Source organism: Pectobacterium jejuense (assembly GCF_026800125.1).
GTDB classification, from domain to species: domain Bacteria; phylum Pseudomonadota; class Gammaproteobacteria; order Enterobacterales; family Enterobacteriaceae; genus Pectobacterium; species Pectobacterium jejuense.
The window spans coordinates 137195-160000 of record NZ_JAPQKX010000002.1; the positions used below are offsets into that span (position 1 = coordinate 137195).

Annotated in this window: 22 protein-coding genes; 4 read left to right on the forward strand and 18 right to left on the reverse strand. The window is 54.9% G+C overall.

Annotated elements, in window-relative coordinates; translation table 11 throughout:
• Nucleotide 1 precedes the first annotated feature (1 nt).
• On the reverse strand, nucleotides 2-1666 hold the full coding sequence (locus NXT09_RS04125) for a ShlB/FhaC/HecB family hemolysin secretion/activation protein (RefSeq protein WP_268578971.1): 1665 nt from the start codon (nucleotides 1664-1666) through the stop codon (nucleotides 2-4).
• 336 nt (nucleotides 1667-2002) lie between these two features.
• Here NXT09_RS04125 and NXT09_RS04130 point away from each other — a divergent pair, with 336 nt between their 5' ends.
• Nucleotides 2003-2668, forward strand: a complete 666-nt coding sequence (locus NXT09_RS04130; protein WP_268578972.1) for a GntR family transcriptional regulator — start codon at nucleotides 2003-2005, stop codon at nucleotides 2666-2668.
• Nucleotides 2669-2688: 20 nt separating this feature from the next.
• Here the strand turns inward: NXT09_RS04130 and NXT09_RS04135 are convergent, their stop codons facing one another.
• Nucleotides 2689-3111 carry a type III secretion system chaperone gene (locus tag NXT09_RS04135; RefSeq protein WP_268578973.1) on the reverse strand — a complete coding sequence of 141 codons (423 nt, stop codon included), beginning with the start codon at nucleotides 3109-3111 and terminating at the stop codon, nucleotides 2689-2691.
• Between the two features lie 35 nt (nucleotides 3112-3146).
• Entirely contained in the window at nucleotides 3147-8030 is a 4884-nt protein-coding gene (locus NXT09_RS04140) for an AvrE-family type 3 secretion system effector (protein ID WP_268578974.1), read from the reverse strand.
• 174 nt (nucleotides 8031-8204) lie between these two features.
• On the opposite strand from NXT09_RS04140, the gene NXT09_RS04145 reads away from it, so the two are divergent.
• Both NXT09_RS04145 and NXT09_RS04150 read left to right on the forward strand, forming a co-directional pair.
• Nucleotides 8205-9680, forward strand: coding sequence for a pectate lyase (locus NXT09_RS04145; RefSeq protein WP_268578975.1), 1476 nt, complete (start codon nucleotides 8205-8207; stop codon nucleotides 9678-9680).
• Nucleotide 9681: 1 nt separating this feature from the next.
• Entirely contained in the window at nucleotides 9682-10005 is a 324-nt protein-coding gene (locus NXT09_RS04150) for a hypothetical protein (RefSeq protein ID WP_044204348.1), read from the forward strand.
• A 76-nt stretch (nucleotides 10006-10081) separates the two neighbouring features.
• Here the strand turns inward: NXT09_RS04150 and NXT09_RS04155 are convergent, their stop codons facing one another.
• The 13 genes from NXT09_RS04155 to NXT09_RS04215 all read right to left on the reverse strand — a co-directional run bounded on the left by NXT09_RS04155 (nucleotide 10082) and on the right by NXT09_RS04215 (nucleotide 18646).
• Nucleotides 10082-10264, reverse strand: coding sequence for a hypothetical protein (locus tag NXT09_RS04155; RefSeq protein WP_268578976.1), 183 nt, complete (start codon nucleotides 10262-10264; stop codon nucleotides 10082-10084).
• A 235-nt stretch (nucleotides 10265-10499) separates the two neighbouring features.
• Entirely contained in the window at nucleotides 10500-10958 is a 459-nt protein-coding gene (locus NXT09_RS04160; protein ID WP_268578977.1) for a hypothetical protein, read from the reverse strand.
• A gap of 387 nt (nucleotides 10959-11345) precedes the next feature.
• On the reverse strand, nucleotides 11346-12416 hold the full coding sequence (locus NXT09_RS04165; protein WP_306417446.1) for a type III secretion protein HrpN: 1071 nt from the start codon (nucleotides 12414-12416) through the stop codon (nucleotides 11346-11348).
• 144 nt (nucleotides 12417-12560) lie between these two features.
• A complete protein-coding gene (locus tag NXT09_RS04170; protein WP_268578978.1) occupies nucleotides 12561-12908 on the reverse strand; it encodes a type III secretion protein in 348 nt (115 codons plus the stop codon).
• On the reverse strand, nucleotides 12901-13092 hold the full coding sequence (gene hrpT, locus NXT09_RS04175) for an HrpT family type III secretion system protein (RefSeq protein ID WP_268578979.1): 192 nt from the start codon (nucleotides 13090-13092) through the stop codon (nucleotides 12901-12903). The genes NXT09_RS04170 and hrpT overlap by 8 nt, the downstream gene beginning before the upstream one ends.
• Nucleotides 13093-13119: 27 nt before the next feature.
• Complete coding sequence (gene sctC / locus NXT09_RS04180) at nucleotides 13120-15189, reverse strand: type III secretion system outer membrane ring subunit SctC (RefSeq protein ID WP_268578980.1); 2070 nt, start codon at nucleotides 15187-15189, stop codon at nucleotides 13120-13122.
• Nucleotides 15182-15616, reverse strand: a complete 435-nt coding sequence (locus NXT09_RS04185) for a type III secretion system chaperone (protein WP_268578981.1) — start codon at nucleotides 15614-15616, stop codon at nucleotides 15182-15184. The genes sctC and NXT09_RS04185 overlap by 8 nt, the downstream gene beginning before the upstream one ends.
• Entirely contained in the window at nucleotides 15603-15827 is a 225-nt protein-coding gene (locus NXT09_RS04190) for a type III secretion protein HrpF (protein WP_009112566.1), read from the reverse strand. The genes NXT09_RS04185 and NXT09_RS04190 overlap by 14 nt, the downstream gene beginning before the upstream one ends.
• A gap of 147 nt (nucleotides 15828-15974) precedes the next feature.
• Nucleotides 15975-16574 carry a type III secretion system stator protein SctL gene (gene sctL, locus NXT09_RS04195; protein WP_268578982.1) on the reverse strand — a complete coding sequence of 200 codons (600 nt, stop codon included), beginning with the start codon at nucleotides 16572-16574 and terminating at the stop codon, nucleotides 15975-15977.
• 37 nt (nucleotides 16575-16611) lie between these two features.
• Nucleotides 16612-17229 carry a type III secretion protein gene (locus tag NXT09_RS04200; protein ID WP_268578983.1) on the reverse strand — a complete coding sequence of 206 codons (618 nt, stop codon included), beginning with the start codon at nucleotides 17227-17229 and terminating at the stop codon, nucleotides 16612-16614.
• Nucleotides 17226-17993 carry a type III secretion system inner membrane ring lipoprotein SctJ gene (gene sctJ, locus NXT09_RS04205; RefSeq protein ID WP_240585444.1) on the reverse strand — a complete coding sequence of 256 codons (768 nt, stop codon included), beginning with the start codon at nucleotides 17991-17993 and terminating at the stop codon, nucleotides 17226-17228. The genes NXT09_RS04200 and sctJ overlap by 4 nt, the downstream gene beginning before the upstream one ends.
• A 6-nt stretch (nucleotides 17994-17999) precedes the next feature.
• Nucleotides 18000-18371, reverse strand: coding sequence for an EscI/YscI/HrpB family type III secretion system inner rod protein (locus NXT09_RS04210; protein WP_205555015.1), 372 nt, complete (start codon nucleotides 18369-18371; stop codon nucleotides 18000-18002).
• 68 nt (nucleotides 18372-18439) lie between these two features.
• Nucleotides 18440-18646 (reverse strand): type III secretion system major pilin HrpA, encoded by a 207-nt coding sequence (locus NXT09_RS04215; protein WP_009112561.1) that lies wholly within the window; start codon nucleotides 18644-18646, stop codon nucleotides 18440-18442.
• Nucleotides 18647-18992: 346 nt separating this feature from the next.
• Between NXT09_RS04215 and NXT09_RS04220 the strand changes: the two genes are divergently transcribed.
• Nucleotides 18993-20588 (forward strand): EAL domain-containing protein, encoded by a 1596-nt coding sequence (locus NXT09_RS04220; RefSeq protein WP_268578984.1) that lies wholly within the window; start codon nucleotides 18993-18995, stop codon nucleotides 20586-20588.
• A 113-nt stretch (nucleotides 20589-20701) separates the two neighbouring features.
• On the opposite strand, the gene NXT09_RS04225 is transcribed toward NXT09_RS04220, so the two are convergent.
• Entirely contained in the window at nucleotides 20702-21787 is a 1086-nt protein-coding gene (locus NXT09_RS04225) for a sigma 54-interacting transcriptional regulator (protein WP_205555017.1), read from the reverse strand.
• A 370-nt stretch (nucleotides 21788-22157) separates the two neighbouring features.
• On the reverse strand, nucleotides 22158-22799 hold the full coding sequence (locus NXT09_RS04230; protein ID WP_174865493.1) for a response regulator transcription factor: 642 nt from the start codon (nucleotides 22797-22799) through the stop codon (nucleotides 22158-22160).
• Nucleotides 22800-22806: the final 7 nt, after the last annotated feature.

Consider the following 22806-nt stretch of genomic DNA (forward strand, 5'->3'; position numbering starts at 1 on the left):
ACTAAAAAGACAGCCCAACGCGGTAATACACTACGACGCTATCCGGTTTTAGCCAGTCAGGATGTGCCAATGGCCAGCCAACCGTGATTTGTTGTGATAGATATTGATTCGCGACACCCGCGCCTACCGCCGCGCCCCACAGCGTGCCCGCCGATTCACTGTCGGCCTGATGTGAGAAAAGGTGCCCGCCGTCCACCGCCGCTGTTAGGGTAACGCTGCCCAGCTGCGGCAGCTGCGCCGCCCGCCAGTTGAGTTCATTGTGCCAGTAACCGCCGCGATTACCTGAAACATACTGTTCTTTGAAACCGCGAACGGAGGTTTCCCCGCCCAGCGTTACCTGCTCGCTGCCATACAGGCGCTGCGGTGAATACTGGCCGTAGAAGTTGGTGAGGTAATGGAGGTTGTCAGCAATCGGGTAGTAATAACTGGCCGCCAGCGTCACCTTGTTGAATTCGGCGCGCAGCGCATCATCAGATTTCCCTTCATCGCTTTCTGCGCCGAACCAGCGCGTTCCCCGGCTGTAAGCAGGGTTGAGCGTCGCCAGCCCGCCCCACAGCTTCTGGCTGTGGTTGATGCCGATAATCGCGCTGCTGAGTTTACGGCTGCTGGATTGCAGCAGGACATCATTCAGGTAGTTCTTTCCGATACGGTGCGACAGGCCCGCCGAGAGGCTGGTTTTCATGTCGCCGTTGCGAAACACCACACGTGATAGCGTGGCGCGGTGCGTCTGGCTGTCGCCAGTTGAATGCCAGAGAAAATCCCGGTTGATGAAATCGTTGCGATAACGGCTTTGCGAGTAGTCGTAGCTGAGTGTCCAGTAGCCATAGGGCAACGACACGCCCGCCTGCAGGCTTTCGACATTGCGGCTATCGCGAAACTCGCTGCTGTGCCCGCCGTTAACAAACCACTGGTCGGCCAGCCCCAGCACGTTATCCGCCCACAGACCGCCGCTTAGCTGCTGCTCTCCGGTGCTTTTCTGCCCGCTATTATCAAAACCAATGTTTGCCGTCAGCGGAATTTGTTTCTTACTGGTAAGGTTGACGATGGAATAGCCGGGCTGGCTACCGGGCTGAATTTCGATGCTCACCTGCTGCGTCGGCATGCGGTTAAGCTGTTCCATGCCCTGTTCGATATCCCGAAGATTGAGAATGTTGCCTTCCAGCCCCGGGAAAACCTGTTTTAATGCCCACGTCGATTGGTTATTAAGATTAATAGATTCGAGACGGCCTTCCAGAATATCGATCTGCAATACGCCGCCAGAAAGATCTTGCTCAGCAATAAAGGCTCGGCTGGTGATATAACCTCGTTCGATATACCAATTACTGACGTCATGAATCAGCTGATTTATATCGTTAACATTAAGACAACGATTAATATAATCTTTATTTAACCTATTTTTATCTTTTTCACGCAGCAGGGAGCTATTGTGATAATTAATATCTTTAATGAAAAAGCAGTGCCCGGCATCGCTTCCGCCAGTTGGATTTGTCGTCGTTTGAGTTTGATTTAACTGTAATAAAGCATCGCGCTGCTGCCGGGATTGGTCAATTACCTCGGCCTGCCGCTGCTGAATGTCATTTCGGTCTGCCGGATTAAGCGGCGCGGAAAATACGGTATAAGAAAATAGCGCAGGCATGATAAAGATCAGCCTGAAAAAACCACGCATGGCTTCATCCCTGATGATAATAATTTTTTCGGCATAGTAGAACCGTTAATTACCAAGCTCAATATGTCAGGTAATATATAATTTTATGACAACAGGTTTGCGTTAAGTCGCGATAAAATACTACCTTAACCAATAATTTTAGGGTGGTTACACCTCGTCATACAATACTGCGTATTTCATGACCTTTTCTTGTCGATTCTTCACCCGTGCGATATCTCACCCCATAGCCTCGTTGATGCATCATATTGTATATTAGCGCCTCATCGTCGCGGGTCGTTGCGGCGCTAACTCATGTTTATCTCATCACGTTGCGCAGCGCTTCTCTCTGGGGGAACAGTGAATTATCCAATTGGGCAGATCAATCACAGCTATCTGGGTTCCAGCGTTTATACCATGCTGCGTGAGGCGTTAATTACCGGCCAACTCAAGCCGGACGATCGTCTGAGAATACGGGAACTCGCCGCACAGGTTGGTACCAGCGTCACGCCGGTGCGAGATGCGATCCTGCAACTGGCGAAAGAACAGGCACTAGTGCTCAGGACGCCGCGCGATATCCGCGTTCCTCAATTGACCGAAGCCCAGTTTATAGAGATCCGCACACTGCGGCTGGCGCTGGAAGGCACGGGAGCCGAGCAGGCTGCTACGCACATTACGCCGAAAATGCTGGAGCAGATTGAAGAGAATATTCGCCAGAATCGTCTGGCGATTGACGAGAAAAATCTACGCGAAGCGCTGCGGTTAAATAGCGAATTTCACCTGTTTCTGGCGCAGGCGGCGCGTATGCCGCTGTTGACGCAGTTTATCGGTAGCCTGTGGATGCGCACCGGCCCGCTGATTGCGCAGGCCTATGCGCATTTTTCCGTGCAGATGGCGATTGAACATCACGAAGAGGTCTTCGCAGCGCTACAGCAGCGCGATGCCAGCACCGCCCGACAGGCCATCCAATCCGATATTCTGGACGGCAGCGAAACGATGCTGGCCTTTATTGCCATCGATCAATAGCATGACGTGGCTCAACCGCGCTACGCCGCCATGAATCGTGGCAATAAGCCGCGAATCAGCAGTCGGGTCTCTTTGGCCTGACTGATAAAGGCAGGCAGCAGCGCGGTAAAGCTCGGTTCGTCCAGCGATTCTGCGGTGTGCTGAGTGCACAGCCGCAGCGTCGAGTTCTCATCCAGCGCCAGCCAGCAGCCTTTCATCGCCGCCATTTCAAAGTTAAGCATCAGCATGAACTGATACACCGCCGTGCTGATCTCCCCCTGAAATCGCATCACATCGCTGTGTAATAGCAGCACGCCGCTGCTGGCGGGGACTTCCAACACCACCGCCTCCTGACCGCCAGGTTCGCGTAGTGCACAGATGCCGTCCTGCAAGCCCAGTTGGGTGCGGCTGAGCGCGCCGTAATGGCGTAATAACCGAGTAATATGCTGTTGTGTGGGTGTCATCCTGTTCTCCTGTAATCACCGCATGATATTTACGATTAGCTGTTTAGCTGCAGGCCTTCCTGCTGGAGCTGCTGCAACGCGTTGGCGGTCGCAGGATTGGCTTTTGCAATCTCGCCGCTCAGTTTGTAACTTTGCGGTACGGTTTGATCCTGCCCGTAGCTAAAGCTGACGTTGCCGAGCAGTTTATTCATGCTGACGCCCGCGCTGCTTGATGCGTTGATGATGACCGCCGGGGTATTGAACCCTTCGCTCTTCTTCACCGCCTTCGAGACTTCAATGCTGGCGAGACGCAAATTATTGCCGTCTTTAAACAGCGCGATGACGTCATCCTTGCCGTGCGTTTTGTTCTGAATGCCCTTCTCGATCTTTTCCCGCACATCGTCTTTCAGCTCCAGCGTGACCGTCACCGACGCTCGGTCGTTATCCTGCAAGCGGCTCACGATATCCTTCAGCGCCGGATTGTCCGCGATCAGTTGATTGATGCGATCGGCATTGCTCGGCGGCAGCGAAGAAAACAAATGGTTGCCGATCACCTGGAACAGCCCGTTTTCCGTCAGTTTGCTGAGGTTGGTGTAGGACGTCGTGTGCTTGACGCTATCCAGCGTTGCCCCGTCACGCTGTGCAACATCCTGCTGCACGTTCAGCTTTTGCAGACTCATTAATCCCTTATGCTGATCGTCGGTGTTTGCCGGTTTATCCGCAAAATGCGCATTCAGGATGGCCAGTTGATCGCCCGGTTCCGCCATTCCTTTCACGCTGTCGATCAACAACTGACTGGCTGGATCGCTAAAGGCGGAAGCCAGTGTCTTGGTCAACGCGTCAATGTCTTTTTTCTCTAGCGGTTCAGCCTTTTTCATTCCCAAACTAATTGACTGGTTGGTACGCGAATCGGTCGCCACATTCACCCCAACGCTGGCCGCAGTGAAGAACGGGACGGTGCCATCCGGTGTCGTTCTGGCCGCCCCGGCACTGATAGTGGCATTGAGCCCCGCACTGGCCTGATTCATGAAACGCAGACGGTTGTCAGATTCCGCATAGGTTGTGGATTTCTCCCCTTGTGAAACGCTGGACGAACTGGTGGCAGACAGCACGTTAGCGCTCGCCGTCACGCCAACCGATCCGCGCAGCGTCGCACTGGTGGGTGCCGCGCCTTTTTCCGTCAGGTTGATCCCGCCACGCAGCTCCAACGCGGCATTGCCATCCAGATTGAAGCTGACCGTTTTCCCCGCCTTCACGCTGTGCTGTTCCCCTTTATCCAGCAGGGCAAGCGGGTTGATCGTGCCGCTCGATAGGCCGTCAATAAACCCCGGTAGTTCTTCTTCGCTGAGAGTAAAGTTCAAGGCGTTTTGCTGCGCCATTTGCAGGCTGGCGGATACGCCGAAAGAGGCACGAACGTCCGGTGTGAAGCTGTGTTTGCTGTTGATGCTTTGCGTCATCTGCGCCGAGGTTTTTCCTGTCAGATACTGGCTGACGTCATACCCGCCGGAGTAACTCACTTTCCCGGTAATCCCGCCTGAACGCTCGAAGGCAACGTTGATGCCATTTTCACCGCGAGAAAAGCTCATATTGTAATTCCGCTCGCCGCTGACGCCGCCACCCGGCACCGGAGGGAAAGGTAATGACGTGCCGCTGACCACAAACGACATGGATGCCCCACCGCCATAGGTCCGGTTAAACGCGATGCTTTCGTTGCTGTCCAACGACAGGACGGTCGCCTTCATCTTATCGATCATGTCCGTCTGGCTGGCCGCCTGCATCACGGTTTTCGAGGTGACGCTGATGGCGTTGTCCTCTTTCCGGAACGCCTTCATAAAGGTTTTAACCGAATCGTAATCCGCCTCCAGCGACTTATGATTGGTGAACCCCATATCGGTCATTTTCTTCACCGGATTGTCGCCGTAATCTCCCTGCCGCAGCGCGTTAAGTTCTTTCATCATCGACGCCAGTTCCGCTTCACCCGGCGACGTGCCGGAGAGCGTATCGATGCGATCGGTCAGCTTATGCAAATCCCCCAGCACCAGGGTATCCAGCACCAGTCGCGTTTTCGCCAGCGACAGTGCATCGCTGGTATCCCGCTGCTGCCCAAATGATTCGCTATTCGGCTTTTGGGCTATCGGCGTTTTGCTGTCGACAAAGGCTTTGATCAGCGTACTGGCCGTACTCGTTTTCGATGACGGATGACTTTCCATCGCCGCCAGCAGCACCGGGGCCAGATCTTTTTCTCTGCCATGCAGGCTGGTGGGTTTGCCTTCCGTGTTCATGACACCGTTATCGTTCACCACGCCCTGCTGCCTGCCAATCAGCAGCGCTGCTTTGGCCGAGCTACTTTCCAGTTCGGTATGGAACTGTTTTAGCAGGTTCACCAGCGGTTTCCCTTTTTCCCCCAGATCCAGCTTGTCTAGCTTACTCGCCAGATCCATCGCAGTGCCCTGCGACTGGCTCGTCGTCGCATCCAGCTTTTTCAGCAATTCGGTTTGCATGTCATAAACAGGTTTCAGACCTTCACGCCCGCTGACCTGATGCTGAACATGGTCGGCAAAGGTTTTTAACGGCCGTGGCACGTCCAGAGTGAATGAAACCAGATGGGCTCGCAGCAGATCTGACAGTTTGCTTTTCACCTGCTGCGACTCTTCACCCGTTTTACCGAGAACCTGAACATCGGCTTTAAACGTGAGCCCGGTTAACGGTATTTTTCCCCCTTTGGTCGCCACATCCAGCCGACCAAACACCGTTTCTGCGGCACGTGGCTCCGCGGTTAACGGCGCTTCCCCTTTTGGCACGGTCGTTTTCCACGCGCTCCCTTGCAGGGTATGGAGTTCATGCTCGTCATGCGCCACCTGCAAATGATGCTGCGCATTCGTGCCCAGTGAATTCACTTTGCCCTCTGCTGGCGTCTTCACTGGCTGCCATTGTGCGCTGTCGTGGTTCGCCACATTTTGCCAGTCGGCTTTCGGCAGTTGGAAAAGCTGCCCGTCTTTATTCAGGGCAAAGAGCGTCTGCTGGTGATCCAGCGCGATGTCCTGTATCTCACCGGCCAAACCATTTTTAGGCAGCGCCAGCGGTGGCGCTGCGAGCTTGTCCGTTCCCGGTTTGATCTGGTGGAAATGCAGATCGCCCTGCTTATCAACGGCAATAAATTTATTACGGTTGATCACCGCCATCGCCGAGACGTCATCGTCCTTGGCAATCCCCGGGAGTGCAGTGCCCGCAGACGGCGTCATACGCACCTGCGGCAGCGCAAACACGGTATTGTCGCCGTGCGTAAACGTGTCTGACTTCTGGTTAATGGACAGCGGCTTGATTTCACCGTCTTTTAGCGTATAAGCCTGATTGTCCAGCCCGCGCTTGAGCTGGCTAGCTTCAATGCTGGATGCCTCCCAGCTTTTGGTATTGCCGTTGTAAAAATGAACTTTGCCTTCCTGTAGACCGATCTGCCCCAGCCGTCCCAGATCTAAGGTGTCTTTCGCCTCGGGCGCTGCCGTGGTCAGCCCCAGCTTATTATCCACCACCAGACTGTCGCTCAGGTTCCACCCCGGCGTGGGGGACAGCCCATTCTGCCCCAGAGGAGCGACGTGCTTTTGTCCCTGGCGATCGGTGGCGAGCGCCTGCGTCTGGCCGTGTTCATCGTGGGCAAATCCGGTAATACGATGGTCGTCGCCCAGCACCGCATTCAGTTCCGGCGTGCTGGCAGGGGTTAATGTGGCGTGCGACGCACCCGCCTCGGGCAGCGGTGCGTGGTAAAGTTTGCCGTCATTGTCGGCAATCAGCAGGTGTTCTGCGGTTAACCCCACCGCTTTCGCAAACACGGGATCACCATTTTCCAGCTTGAGATCCACCGGCTGCGGCGTGGCATCCAACGTGCTCATCAGGTGCAGCTGCGCGAGGTGATCCTGTTCGGTCAGCACGGCAGATTGCCCGTTCTGGTTGGCAGAGAACGCCGTAATCTTATCGCTGAAGGTGGATGACTCCATGCCCGACGACAAATTGCTCAGCGTGTGGTCGTCTTTGACGGCATACAGTTGACCATCTCCCTGCCGAGATAACTGGCTGTGGGCGACATCGCTGCTTTGCTGCCAGACACCGAACTCGGTATTCAGCGCAAAGAGCTTGCCGTCATGAAGACGCAGTTGCTCACCCGCGCCTGAAGCTGAATCAGGCTGTCGGTGGACACCGGTCAGCAACTCGTGGTTCATGCGTCCAGATAGCGGCACGCTCGTAGATTCGCCCGAGGTTGTTTTCAGAGAAATATGTTCCGGCGTGGAGTCCAACTGTACGTTACTCGCGCCCAGCTTGCCCGATGGCATCGCGCTGCGGCCGCTGCTGTGAAGCGCAATATGCTGATTGTCATCGCTTTGAATCACGAACAGCCGTCCTGACTTGTCGACTAGCGCGTGCTGCTGTGCATCCTGATTTTCATGATGAGCCACGAACGGCTGGCTATTCTTCCCGATGGTCTGTTGTAACAGCGTGCTCAGCGCCTCCGGCATGCCTTTGCCGAACTGAAGCTTACCGTGGCTGTCCAGCGTGATATCGGATTTCGCGGCAGGTGTAGCGGTCGTGCTACCGCTTATTTTGATCTCAGCAGCTTCAGTGGACGCAAAACGCGGCAGGCTCTGGATCGGCCCACCCGAGGCCAGCGAATCGCGCGGCACACGCGGTAGCCCCTGACTCACGCCTTCCGATGAGAATAGCTCACGCAAGGTAGTCGAGCGCGAGTCCTGGCTTTTCACTGAACTGCCGTTTCCCTGCTCCAGCTCGGGCGGTTTATTTTTATCATGCAAACCTTGCTGGATCAGGGACTGCGCACCTTTTTGGCTCGCGCTGGTGCTACTGCCCTGCGATAGCGGTGTGTTAGCGAGCGTTGCGGGTGCAATTTCCGACGCGGATAGACCGGGCTGAACATGCTGAATTTTCTGCATAACAGGTTCCAAGGGTGATGAAGTGATCGTGTCGGTTAAGTGGTCAGTTTCTCCTTCTGGTTCCCGACATCTTTCTCTTTCCTGCACGGGAACCACATCACACCTTCCCTCACTTAATACGCAACAGACGTAAGCCTGTTAATGACCCACATTATTCACTTTCAAGGAGATGTTATGGCTGATATGACGATCACGCTCAGCATACAACCCGGCGCTGGCCTGTCATCAACAGGTCTGAATTCCCCGCTTTCAGGCAGCAACGGCGGGGCTTCGCCACGTTCTGCACAGCAGGATAGCCAGCTCATGGAGGCGCTGGGCACATTGCTTAGCGCGCTTTTGCCTAATGCGCAGGGCAATACGCCGTCATCAACCGATGGCGGCCCGCAGGGCCAGGGCGGTGCAGGCAACGGTGGCAGCTCGGCGTTAGGGCAAAACGGCAGCCCTGCCGATATGCTGATGAAACTGCTGGAAACGCTGATTCAGGGAAAAAATGGCCAGGAAGCGGGGAATCCACTCTCTTCCGGTTCGTCGGGCGCGGCAGGCGGTAACGGCGGTGCCTCACCGCTGGCGGGTTCATCCGGCACTGGCGGCGCAGGCGGCGCGCAAAATCCAGAAGATTTGAGCCGTTCTCTACTGCAAGAGTCGGCTGGCAGCGCATTAGATAACGCCATCAGCCCAACCGCAGACGGCGGTGGTCAACTGAGCGGCAACGATCTGTTAAAAGCGCTGCTGGAATTGATCGGCAATCTGATGGATTCACAGAAAGGTGAATTCGGTCAGCCGCAAGAAAAAGGACAACCACAAGGTGGCGGCTCGCCGTCAGTGGGTGCACCGCAGGCCTCATCTGGCGGTGGATCGCCTGCCGCGCCGTCTGCACCCTCTGCTGGCGGTGGTGGATCCCCAGCAGCAGCATCAGCCCCGTCTTCACCCGTTGGCGGTAACGGCGGCGGTGCGTCTGCCCCACTAACGGCCGCCCCAACCGGCGTTGGTGGTGGTTCTGCGGCATCGCCGACGACATCAACAGCCGGTGCTGGTCCAGTGGCATTCCCTAAAGCCAGCGGTGATGCCACCGTGGTAAATGACACCATCAAAGTCGGTCCTGGCGAAGTCTTTGACGGCGGAGGAAAAACCTTCACTGCTAGTAGCAAGTTAGGCGACGGTGGTCAGGCTGAAGGCCAGAAGCCAGTCTTTGAACTAGCTCCAGGCGCAACGCTGAAAAACGTGGTGTTTGGTGATAATGCGGCGGATGGCGTACACGTCCGCGGCGATGCCAAAATTGATAACGTGCATTGGACCAACGTGGGTGAAGATGCGCTGACGGTGAAATCAAATAACGGTAAACCAGCCAACGTTGAAATCACCAACAGTAGCGCTCAGGGCGCTTCCGATAAGATTTTCCAGTTGAACGCGGATGCCAACCTGACCATCGATAATTTCAAAGCGAAAGATTTCGGTACGTTTGTCCGCACCAACGGTGGGCAACAAGGTAACTGGAACTTGAATCTGAGCAATATTGACGCAGAAAACGGCAAGTTCTCGTTCGTGAAAAGCGACAGTGAAGGGTTGAACGTCAAAGGCAGCAATATCAGCCTGACGAACGTCAATAATCACTACAAAGTGCCGGATTCCGCCAACTTACAGGTGAAGTAAGATGCCAAACACAATGACATCTCCCGCACCGACACGCTGGGCGGATATCGCCAGACAAGGCGGATACATTACGCCGGCGCAACGTGAATCGTTCACGCAGGCTATCCATCTGGTGAGAACACAGTTGAACACGGTGCTCAGCCAGTCAGGATCGCTGCGACGGGGTGAGTTCGAGTTCGATGCGTTTGTGGATTCGCTGGAGCAGGATTTTCTGCATCAGGCCGACATCCATACGAAGAACGGGCTACATAGCGACGTGGCGCAGACCTCGTTCTGGATCGCCCGCCTGATCGCCGATCGTTTTATTGCGGTGCGTCAACTGTAATACGTGCGCCATTACCGCATCAGGGAAAAGCCAGCCAGGGAAACCTGTGCTGGCTTTATTACTCATTGCTTACTGACTATAAAAAAGAAGATAACCATTTCTGATAATATTTTTCTTGTTCTTCCGGCGTCACCAGATCATTCTCTTCATAAGCAAAGATAAAGACCAAATCTCCACGAACAGCTGGTCTCCCCATTTCAAATTCATATCCTTTTATCCCATAAGCCATTTGTCTCGCCATTCTGGAATGGATAGACATTTCTCTTTGCTCCTTTGCATAAGAAAGTCATGTTTCTACAATGCCGTCTAAGAACACAGAAACAAGAGAAAAAATCATCACTTTCAGCGGTATATATACAGTCACAACCAATCGAAAACCTTATTGAGCGCCCTGAATTTTGACTAAGAAAAAATTCGGCATGTTCTCGTATTCCATTTCTGATTATCGCAATGTTTAGTTTCTGCTCCATCGTTATTAACGCCTAAAAGCTCGATTAGTATTGTGGATAACGTGTTTCCCAATTTTTCTTGAAGTGACTTTCATGCACGCCAAATGTCTGTTCTATGAACGCCATACATTTATAGAAATCATCGAAGGTATAATATTCGTCATACTTCACATGTGCAGCGAAAATCTCGGAATCAGAATCTTCCAGATATTGTTTTTCAATATCGCAAACATTCAGGTTATAGAGCCAGAAAACATTTTTTCTATCAGGAACGTAGCCTAATACTTTGACTTCAGGGTACATGTCTTCCAGCGTCAGCATTCCTTTTTCCAGAAAACCCATTTCTCTTTCGAACATCCCCTCTGGGAAGTAAGCTCTGGGCCTGATGATAATAAAACGTGAATCCTTACCTTCATTGATATCCACTTCACAGTAGGAGCCGTCTCTAACATCCCCTCTAAAGCCGTAGGGGTATGGGTTATAGGGGGTGATTTTCTCAGCCATTACTTACGTCCTTACTGTGCCCAGTATCGTTATTACCGCCAGTAGCAGGCATAATCCACGGTTGCGTTGCTTACTAACCCATTGATTAAAAAGCCAGGTGAGTGGCTTCAGTCTGGCTAAAGACAACACGTTGACGGCAATGAGCTTATCTAACAGGAGGCTGGCTTGGCGATGCGGAATAGAATAATGAAAACGTTCCATGTGGTTCCTTGACGCAAGTCCCGTTAAGAAAAAGTCGCACGTCAAGAATAGCAAGCGAAGTGAAAACGCCATAATGCAAAGAAAGGACTAAAACGAAGCAAGCTGATTGATTTGAATTGAAATAATCACATTGAAGCCAATAATTAGGAGCAGTGCTTCCGCCCTGCTCCCTGTCGTTTTTTCGCTTTAGCTGGAGAGCTTTTGCAGCCCCATATTGACGATACGGTCGCCGATCATCGCTGCATCAATGCCCAGAGACGCGCCGCCGTTGCCGCGAGCGTGCAGGTTGGTATTGCCGGTATCGCCCGCCACCGCGCTCTTGATCATGCCGACCGCCTTCATGAATTTATCCATGCTGTCTTTGGTCATGCCGTCGTCATCCGGCTTGCTCAGCGCTTTCGCCCAGGATTTGTCATCCTGCTTCGCCGTCTGCCAGTTATCTTTCTGGTATTCCGGTTTGCCGAAGACTTCAGGATATTGATCCATAAACTGACCAATCTCTTTCGCCATCTTACGGTCTTCTTTATCGACGAAGTAACGTGTCGGGCTGTCATTGTGCGTGCTGATGTTGTTCAGTTCCTGCAAACCGGCTTTTTGCCCAACGCTCATCCCCAGCGTGCTACCCAGTTGGTTGAACGCACCCGCGCCGCTCAGGCCTTGCAGACCGTTATTGCCCAGCTGCAGCGGTGAAGTTTGCCCTTTCGTCTGGCTCAGGCCGTTGCCCAGAATGGCGGACAGCGCATCGTTAACGCCTTGGGTATAGGCAGAAATTTCCGGCGACGACGGCTGTTTGTTGCCGAAAAGCCCACCCTGCTGCTGCGACATGCCGCCGCCCAGCAGATCTTCCAGCGCGCTAAACAGCAGGCTACCCATCATGGCAGATGGATTCATGGCATTCATGCCGGCACCCAACGCCCCGCCTAATCCACCGCCGAGCGCACTACCCAGCCCGCTGCCAAGGCTACTGCCGAGACCACCACCTAAACCACCGCCCAGCAAACCGCCGCCGAGTCCGCCCAGGCTGCTACCCAAACCACCAAGCCCACCGCCCATGCCGCCGCCCATCATGCTGCCCATGAACATCATGGTCGTCATGATATCGGACAGCTGTTCTGCGATGTTGCTACGCTGGCCACCAAACGCTGACTGCGATGGCGATCCACCATTCTGTGAAGACTGAGATTGAAATAAACCGCCGTTACCGCCCGCCTTGATCGTGATTTGCAGAGAGGTTCCGCCACCAAGAGAATTAAGCATAATGTTTCCTCAATGAGTAAATGGGTTATGAAAGCGCCAATGATGTGCGGTCAGCCCGCGTGATTGTGACACTCCCCCATTAAGTGATTTCCTTGCTTACTCAGTTCCCGTCTTATGCACGAAAACGCATGACTTTTTCACGTTTCAGCGCGGCGGCAGACCGGCCAAACGCCACAGTTCGTCGATTGCCGCAACCGAGTCAGTCAATGTGGATAACGTGCGACGTAACCGCAGATGTTGCTGTTCATCCAGGCTCAGGCCACAGGCAAACAGCGCATCCGCCTCCAGAAAGCGGCGTTGTAAAATTTGCCGCAGCATGCCGGGGTAATGTCGTGCAGGCGCCAGCGTTAAAGTGAGCATGGCCTTATCCTCCGACACCGCCGTAAACCACAGCGTGACGCCCGACTGTACCGGCCAACTGGCCGTCGTCTCGGTCTCCAGCGCCGTGAGGAAGTCATGCTGATTGTCGAATACTGCCGCGGGTTCACTCATCCACGTTGACTCTGCTGTAATCCGCCGGACTGCTGCGCAGATCGGGCTGCCACCAGATGATTAATTGCCGCGTTTCCGGCTGTGGACGACAGGTCACCGAGGCGCAGTTGGCGATCTGTCGCGGGGAAGTGCAGGCGCTCAGCAAGAGTGCGATCAGCGCGACGGACAGTGCTTTATGATTCATGACCCTTTCCTGTTTTAGTTGAAATCGCTACTGAGATGTCAGCAGGTTACGTCGGGCGGGCTGAGACATTAGGGCGGGCTGCAATGCAAGGAACACCTCGCTGGACTCCCCCGGTGCCAGCGTCGTTTTCGGCCACACCGCCACCGCTAACGTGCGGCTACTGGCACAGGCGGCCTCATCAAAACGCTGCGGCTGTGTGCCGCCGTTACGCACGACGCCGACGCTCAGGCGCAACTGACCGTTGCCGTACCATTGATAGCGCGAACTGTCGTAGATCAGGCCCGACTGCGAGCGGCACACTTCTCCCAATCGCGTACCTTTGCTATCAGCCTGAAACCCAGCGGGAAGCTGGCGGCTGGCGAGATCGCGAAACGCGCCTTCAATCAGGCTATAGAGATCCGTTTTACCGCTGCGCTGCGCGACGCGGTTCATGGCACCGTTCAACTGCTGACGATTAGCGGAGGAAACATAGCGCGTGGGATCGGTCTGATCGCCGACCAGATGCGGCGTCAGAATAAACAGGCGCTCACGGCGTGAGACTTCATGACGCGTCGAGGTGAACAGCTGCCCCAGAAGCGGGATATCCCCGAGGATCGGAATACGACGATCGCGGTCACCGCTCTCTTCAACATGAAAACCACCCAGCACCAGCGCGCGGTTTTCACCAATCAGCGCCTGCGTGCTAACGGTGCCGCGTTTCACGCCGGAGGCCTCACCTTCGCGCCCCGTCTCTACCTGGCCGTCTTCGATATCGATAACCAGTTGGATGCTGCGCTGCGCCCCTTCGCCGATCACACGCGGCGTCACCTGCAGGCTGGTACCCGCCGTTACAGGCTGAATGTCCGCGACGCGTTCGCCCGTCGCCGTGATGAACGCCGTCCGGCTGAAATCAACAATCGCGGGCTGATTCTCCAGCGTCAGTACAGAAGGATTAGCGACGATGGAGGCCGTTCCTTCTCCCTCCAGTGCCTGAATATCGGCAAAGAAGCGCTTGAAATCGCTGACAAACAGGGTGCTCCGCCCCATCATCATGGTGCTGCCTGCACTCACATTGCCAAGCTGCGCCTGCCAGTTTGCTTCCAGTCGCGACATGGCAGTTCGGTCCACATCCAGAATAATGGCATCAATGTTGACCAGATTTTGCGGGACGTCGATATGGTCGACGAGCTGCTGATACTCCGCGCGGCGTTTTTCATCATCCCGAATCAGCAGCGCGTTATTACGCACATCGGCGGAAATCTTGCCGCTTAGCGTCACGCGGCCTGCCCCCTCACCGTTGCGACCTGGGTTGTTACGGGTTGCCAGCCGGGTCATCAGCGAGCGCGTACTGTACCGCATCGCTTCCATGCCGTTATCCGGCTGCACGGGCATCGGGCCGGATGCGCCTGCCGGTGCCGCACGTTGACCATCCATCAACTCATTGAGAATGGTCGCGACGCCGGGAATCGTGACTTTTTGATCGCGATATTGCAGCGTCCGGTCAGATACCGAGGCATAGCGCAACGGAAAGATCATCACCTTGCGCCGTTCGTCCTGCTTTTCCCGCTGCTGGCTGAAATTACGAATCAGATCGATATACGCCTGCGGACCGGTGACCAGCACCACGCCCTCTTCCGGCAATTCACCCCAGCCAAAGCGCGCATCGAGCAGCCCGATACCGCTGAGCGCCTGTTTGATATCGGGGGCGGCATCGGGGGAGATTTCCAGACGCACCGACGCCTGTTCGTCCTGCGGGCTGACATAGAGCGCATTGTTATACACGAACCACTGAAAGCGGTGCTCCAGCGCCAGCCTGTCGAGGAAGAGCGTAGGGTTATCCGCACGAATTTTTGCCGTAACCTCATTGTCCGCAATATTGCCCAGCACCAAATCCACGCCGTGGCTGTTGGCAAAATCCGTCAGAATCGCAGACAGCGGCGTTTGTTCGGCAGAATAGGCATACGCGCCCTTGTTCCAGTCGGCTGGCGTGGCGGCATGCGCCAGCGAAATCATCCCGTTCACTGGGATAATCCCCATCAGCACCACCGCCCAGCAAAACCAGCGATAGGCCGCCAGAAAAATGCTATACGCGCGATGACGTATTAATCCCTTACGCATGTCGTTCTCCTTGCAAAAAAGCCAGCGTGTTTAGATTCAGTGGAGCGGAAACGGGCGTTTTCGCCCGCGGCATGAGCAGGCTCAGCCAGACGTCCCGTTGGTTAAGTAAGGTTTCCAGGCTGCGACACAGCTGCATGACGTCATCGGCATCGGGCCGCATCCATAGCCAGAGCTGTTCATCCTGCGGAGAGAGCGACAGGATGGCAGTATCATCCTGAAACTGGGCGTGGGCGGCATCGGCCAGCTGTAATGCGCGCGCCAGCATCGGCTCATCGGGCAACACACGCAGCGGAATGGCCGCGCTGCACGCCACTCCCGACGACTGCCGCACAAGCGCCACCGCCCCGCCATCAATGTCCAGCTTCAGCGCCGGCGTTCCGCCGTTTAGCCAACGCTCCAGCATCACGGCCAACTCAGTTGAAGTCATTGATGATGGCCTTTGCCAAGCCGTGTTTCACGCTCAGCAACTGCCCGACCGCCCAACTGGCATTGGAATAGTCCATGCTGGCTTCAAAAAAGGCATAACTGTCGGCCTGACTGGCTCCACCTTCGGCAACGTTCAACGCAATATCATCCAGCTGTTGCTGCGAATCGACCAGATGCGCGTCAAGGCGACGCTGAATGGGGTTAAGGGACATAGCACGCTCTCCTCATAGGGTATTTTCCTCACAACACGGTTTAGGTCGTTGACGAGAACTTTTGGTCGTAAACCTAAACGTTCTCGTCATTGACTCAATAGTGAGTGGTTAACCCCGGCGTGCAGTTCCCAGTAGCAGGCGATGATTTTATATTGCGGCGGGATACCCTGGAGGAAGCAGTTGCGCCGTCGCCTGCCGCCAGCTCAGCGACATCACGCCATGTGCGGTAATCAGCTTCATAGCATCGTTATCCAGCGCGTCATCGCTGGCGAGACGCCACTCAAGATGTGTATGTTCATCCAGCCAGTGTTGTACATCGGCAAGCTGGGCGGGATGGCAATACAGCGTTCCCCGACTTTCTCCCTGCTGTTGCTTCAGCAACTGCCGCAGTAAAGCGTGATGGCGCGACGGTGCGGGCGTTTTATCCAGCAAATGCGCCAGCGCATCGCGCAGCAGCTGTCCGGCTTGCGTAATCATGATCTTTTCCAGTTCCATTCGATCTTGTTGAACGCCCTGCAATAGCGCGTTTGCCTGCTGCCAGAATTCCGCTTCTGCCTGTTCAACCGCCTGCTCACCGAGCGTTCGGGCACGTTCGTGTGCCTGTGCCACAATCGTATCGGCCTGCGCATTGGCCTCTTCCCAGAGTGTCCGACTATGACGGTGCGCCGCGACGCGCTCCGCCGGAATAATCACCGTTTCATCCCGACTGCCGCCGGGTAATGTCGCAAACGTCTTCGTCGTCAGCATGCTTCGTCCTTAGCAAAATGAATAGAAATGAGGAGGGTTATGTGGGGGTCGATGCTTTCCAAATCAGGGCATCACACAGCGCATTCAGCCGGGCGGCGGGTAATGACATCGTCGGGGCATGGCAAGCACAGGACCCATCGCGAGGAAAAAGCAGCCGCAGACGCGGCCAGCACGTTTCACCATAGCGAATGCGCAGCAGCGTCAGTGCACCCTGATGTCTCGCGGCGGGTGACGTCGACGAGAAAGCAGAAAAAGTGACCGCTGACGGTAGCCATAAGCCCGGCCGCAGCGCCTTTGCCAGCCGCTCGCACCATATGCCCTCCGCGTCCGAGCCGTCTGGATTGCGTACGGGCTGACACACCCGCGCCATCAGACGCAATACCGTTTCCCGCTGCGCCGTATCCAGCGCCCCCATTTGCATCAGTGAAGCAAGTGGATCCGGCGGCAGCACCGACGGCAGAGAAAAATGGCGATGAAGCTGCACGGCGTTCACATGCAGCCAATCGCGACGCCGCGGCGCATCGGGTAATATCACCTTCCCGTTCCACCAACTGGGATCGGCTTGTAACAGGCAGTCCTCTGCCCACCAGATCAGCCAGGCAAGCGGAGTGAGGTCGCCCGACTCATGCTGCTGGCTTTGCGCTTGTGTGGTCATGGTGACGACGACGCCCCCGCTTTTTTCTGCTGCCACTGTCGCAGGTAAGGCGTGCCAACGCGCCAGCCTAATAGCCCGGCCAGCAGCAGACCGAACAGCCCTGCGCTCCACTGCCAGCGTCGCATCTCATCCGGCGTGAGCGTAAACGGCCCTAGCGTGACCACGGGGATCGTGTCCTGATACGGTTCCGCCGGAACAAAGACAATCGCCAGTTCCTTATCATCCTTGCCAGACAGGCCGGGGATGCTGCTGGCGACCATACGGCGGATGCGCTGCTCCATCCCATCGGGTTCCAGCTCGGCACGGTATTTGATAAACACCGCCGCCGAGGCGGGCTGAACCGGCTCGCCGGGGGCAATACGCTCGGGCAGCACCACATGCACCCGCGCCACCAGCACGCCATCGATCTGCGCCAGCGTCGCCTCCACTTCCTGCGACAGAGCGTAAATATAGCGGGCGCGCTCCTCCAGCGGCGTCGAGATCACGCCGCTTTTCTGAAAGACCTCGCCCAGATTGGTACGCGATTGCTTCGGTAAACCTGCCGCATTCAGAATATTGACGGCTCGTTCCATGTTTTTTGCATCGATCACCAGCGTGACGCCGGTTTTGTCCACCCGTTTCTCCGCGCCGATCTGATAGCGGCCGAGCATCGAAATCGCTTCGTTGGCATCGTTCTCCGACAGCCCGCGATTCAGCTCAATCGGCTCGCCGCAGCCAGCCAATAGCCCGATCAGCAGAAGAAACACTCGCTTATCGATTTTCATAGGCCGCTACTGTAAGTTGGTGAGTTTTTCCAGACTTTGCACACTTTTCGCCACCAGTTTGGCGCTCAGCAGACTTTCCAGATAGAACGACGACAGCGTTCGGGTCGCATCCAGCACATCTTTTGGATTATTGGAGCGCATCGACTGGCTCACATCGCGTTCGGCGGATTTAAAAACGCCGTTCAGTCCCTGAGATTTTTCCGCCAGCGCGCCCAGCCACTGACTGTTGCCGCTTTCTGCCGTCATCGGTGTCGACGACATGGCTGCGCTAAACCAGGACACATCCTGATTAGTAGCTGAAGAGGAAAAAGACGTGCCGTTGTCCGCCAGCGGAGCATCCCCCGGCTGGGGCAGCGTAGTAGCGTGGTTGATTTTCATGGTGTGGATTCCATCGCGGACGGGATAAAAATAAAGCCGGAGCAAGGCTCCGGCTCGTTGCATCACGATCAGAACTGGATGGCTTTCGCCGCTTTCTGCCCGGAGTTCAGTGATTTGGACGCGGAATCCATCTGGCCATCCAGAATGGAGTTTTCCGTATCCAGCGCAATTTTCTGAGCCTGAGCGCCCGCTGCACGAGTCAGAGAACCGGCCATCGCGGTATCCAGAGTCTGAGAAGCCGCCTGAGATGCAACCTGAGAAAGTCCTAAAGCCATGATATATCTCCAAATATGATGAATGTTTACGGTAGTGAACTGTCATGCTGTACATACAGTCATCTTGTTCATTCATTAAGTGGGAGAGCGGGTCAGTGAGTTCCAACGGAAAGGAAATTCTTTCGGCAATAACGATGCGAGGGGAAGAACTAGCCTAGTTTTCTCTGTGTTTCCGGCCGTTAGGCATTATGGATTTTCTTTTAGAATAATAGAAAGCGTTGTTACCTGACCGAAAGGCCGTACGTTGTTTCTGATTTTCAGGAACGTTTTTATGCTGTGCAACTGGCAAGGATGCGATATTTGAACCCATGCCGTACTATTCCCGTCACGCTGCCAAATGGTCGCTATGCTCACCTTAACTACCAACACCGGATTGTGGTTCAGACTTATTTTGATTTCGTTTGCCAGCGCATTGCTGGCGCTGTTTATTGGTCAGGGAATTTTATCTAGGCTGGAACAAACGCAGCTGCAGCACTATAGCCAGGACGTGCTCGAACAAGGCACCGCCGTCGCCCGGGAAAGCCGGGAAACCATTGACCGCGTGCTAACGCTAAATAACACGCCTTGCTCCAGCGCCGATCTGAAAGAATTACGCCTGCTCTCCTTTTACTCCGTCTATCTACGAGATATCGGGCGAATCAAGAACAACTATCTCATCTGTTCCGCGGGCTGGGGCATCCTCACCCCACCCATTTATCTGTTACCGCCGAACCTGACGACCGATGAAGGTGTACAGCTGTGGACCGCGATGAAAGATGTGGTGGATCCGCGTATTACCGCAGATATGGCGAGCCTTAACGATGTCGTCACGGTCACCGCTGCCGCCGCATTTCGTCATTTCACTCAGCCACCCGCCGAATACAGCGCGATGCTGCTCACGCGTAATCTGGGGCATATCTATCAGACCTTTGGCAACATCGACTTCCCGATGTTCAAGGAGAAACGGCATGAGAGTAACGGGTGGTTGACCATGGGAAAACGCCAGACGTTTTCCTGCGCGGCGACGCTGAATGTCTGCGTGTTGGCTCAGTTGGATTCTGCCGGCATCCTGTATCGCCCGTGGTACATCATCGCTGCGCTGTTTTTTGTCGGGGCGATCCTCGGGACCAGTTTTTCCCTGTCCTACCAGCTCTACTACGATCGGCACCATGCTTTACCCTCACAGCTAAAACGCGCGATCAAACACCAGCGGTTTCAGGTACATTATCAGCCGCTGATCAGCCTGCCACAGCGCACCATTATTGGCGTAGAGGCGCTGGCGCGTTGGAAAAACGAGCGTGGCGACAACGTTTCGCCAGAGTTTTTTATCAGCGCGGCTGAAAAAATGGGCTACTCAGATGAGCTAACCCGCATCATTACGCGTCAGGCGCTGCGTGACATGCAGCCGTACCTCACGCAGGACACACCCTTTCTCCTGAGTATTAATCTGTCCGTCTCCGACATCATTTCGCCGGATTATCATCGCTTCCTACAGCAAATGTGTGATGAATTGGCGATCGATAAAACCCGCGTCATGCTGGAACTCACCGAGCGGTCGAGCACGTCCCACAAGACACTGGCTGATGGCCTTGAGGCGCTACGGCGCTCGGGCTATAAGATCGCGCTTGATGATTTCGGCACGGGCTATTCCAACCTCGATTATCTGAGCCATTTACCGTTCGATATGATCAAGATCGACAAGATTTTTGTCGACGCCATCGGCACGGACACGGTTAATGCCGCCATGGCCGATCTGTTATTTACTCTTATCAAAAAACTCGACGTTCCGGTGATCATCGAAGGGGTGGAAACGCGTGAGCAAGCCGCCTACATCCTGCAACAGTGCCCGTCGGCGATTATGCAAGGATGGTATTTCAGTAAGGCCGTGGCATTGCACGATCTACCGGATATCCATCACTATCCATGCCCGCCGATAGAAAAAATGCCGACAGAAACGGTGTAGACAGAAACGAGGTAAATAGAGACGGTGTAACCTGAAAGCAGGCCGACTGGTAAAAATCGGCCTGCCGTCATTGGCTACCGTAGCCCGAACGATAAACGGCGGAGAGTCAACTCTCATGCCTGACAGGCTTCCCCGCCCCCTGCGCACATCTCTCGCGCCGTCACGTTCAGCACTTTCAGGCGGTGATAAAGCGTCCGCTTGGGGATCCCCAGCTCCACAATCACATCGTCAATGCAGTGGTCGTGGCGGCGCAGCGCATCCTGAATCAGAAATTTTTCAATCCGCTTTAAGCGATCTTTCAACTGCAAAGGACGCGGGTGCAGCAGCGGCTGGATTTTCGCCAAGGGCGACAACCCCAGCGCCCAGCGATCCGCCGCCGCTTTCAGCTCGCGGATATTGCCTGGCCAGCTGTGGGTCAGCAGTTGTTCGTAAATGTCTGCCGTCAGCGGCGGCAGCGTCATTTTCAGGCGCACAGCAGCTTCCTGACTAAAACGCTGAAACAGCGGCAGAATGAGATCGCTGCGGGAACGCAGTGTTGGCAGTTGAATCTTTACGGTATCCAGACGGAAATAGAGATCGCGGCGAAACAGCCCTTTTTCCACCAGTTGCAGCAGCGGCGTTTGCGTCGCCACAATCACGCGCATATCCACGGGCGTGAACTGGGTGCTTCCCAGCCGCTTTACGCCACGGCTTTCCAGCACGCGCAGCATCTTGGCTTGCAGCGTCATGGGCATACTGTCGATCTCATCCAGAAACAGTATTCCCTTATCTGCACTTTCCAGATACCCGGCGCGGGAGCGGTTCGCGCCAGTATAGGCGCCCGAGACCACGCCAAACAGCTCACTTTCGGCCAGATTTTCCGGCACGGCGGCGCAGTTCACCGCCACCAGCGGACCACTGCATCGAGAAAGTTGATGAATGCGGTTCGCCAACGTGTCTTTGCCCGTACCGGTTTCACCTTCCAGCACGATGTCGACATTGAGAGGCGCAATAACATTAATGATGGGTGAGAGCGATGAATGAATATCATCGGCTGTGTGTGTGGAATGTCCCGACGATGGCGGGAAATAGTCTGCTGATGACCGAACGTTTTCTAATGAGGGCTTTTCTAATGATGAAGGCGCTAATGGTGAATGCTCTGATAACGAATGCGCTAACAAAGAAGCGTGCTGTCTGTCCTGATGGTAATAATAACTCATTAACTACTCCTGAAGCCCAGACGGGGCTAACTGACTGCCTTCCATAACGTGGTGCTCTACCGTGCATCTGTCGCGTTTCTCCGCATAACGTCGACCAATAACCTCTCCAGTAGAACGATGATAAGCATTACCGCCATTGAATAATGAAACCATCAGGCATCGCTGAACATCAGGTAGGAATTCCAGAGGAATTTGTAGGGAAATGCCTACAAAAAACGGCCAATATAAGCAAAAACAGTCTGTTACTTTCCTGAACAATTAGCAGGAAAACGAAAAGATATCGTCAGGAAAATGTAAGCTTCAGCAAAAGGGATTCACCGACAGTTGAATCCCTTTTATCTGTTATTTGTCGCACAGCGCATTCCCACCGCTAGGGAATGAGCTTCTTACTCACGACATACTTCACAATTTCCACATTGGTGCTGAACTGCATTTTCTCCATCAGACGCGCTTTATGGGTGCTGACCGTTTTGTTGCTAATGGCCAGCTCATTGGCGATGGCGTTAATGCCCATCCCCTGCGCAAACATAATCATGATTTGGTGCTCTCTGGCCGTCAGCACATCGTGCGCGGCTCGGTCACCCTCCGTGTAATGGGAAAACACCAACTGCTCGGCAATCGTATGGTCGATATAGCGAGCGCCCTGCGCCACGCGTCGGATCGCCGACAGCAGCGCTTCCGGGTCTTTATCTTTGGTGATGTAACCTCTGGCACCACTCTTCAACGCATGCTGCGCAATTTGCGCTTCGCTGTACATGCTGAGCACCAGAATCGGCAGACGTGGATATTGCGCCACCACGCGTGAAATCAGCGCTTCACCGCTGATGCCAGGCATCGACATATCCAGCAGCAGCAAGTCAGGGGTCACGCTGCGCAGCTGCGCCAGTACCTGTGCACCATTTCCCGCTTCGGCGACGACGCTCAGCGAGTCATCCAGCGCAAAGATCTGCTTGAGACCTTCACGCATGATGACGTGATCGTCGGCGATCATTAAACGTATTGGTTTGCCCATCGCTCAT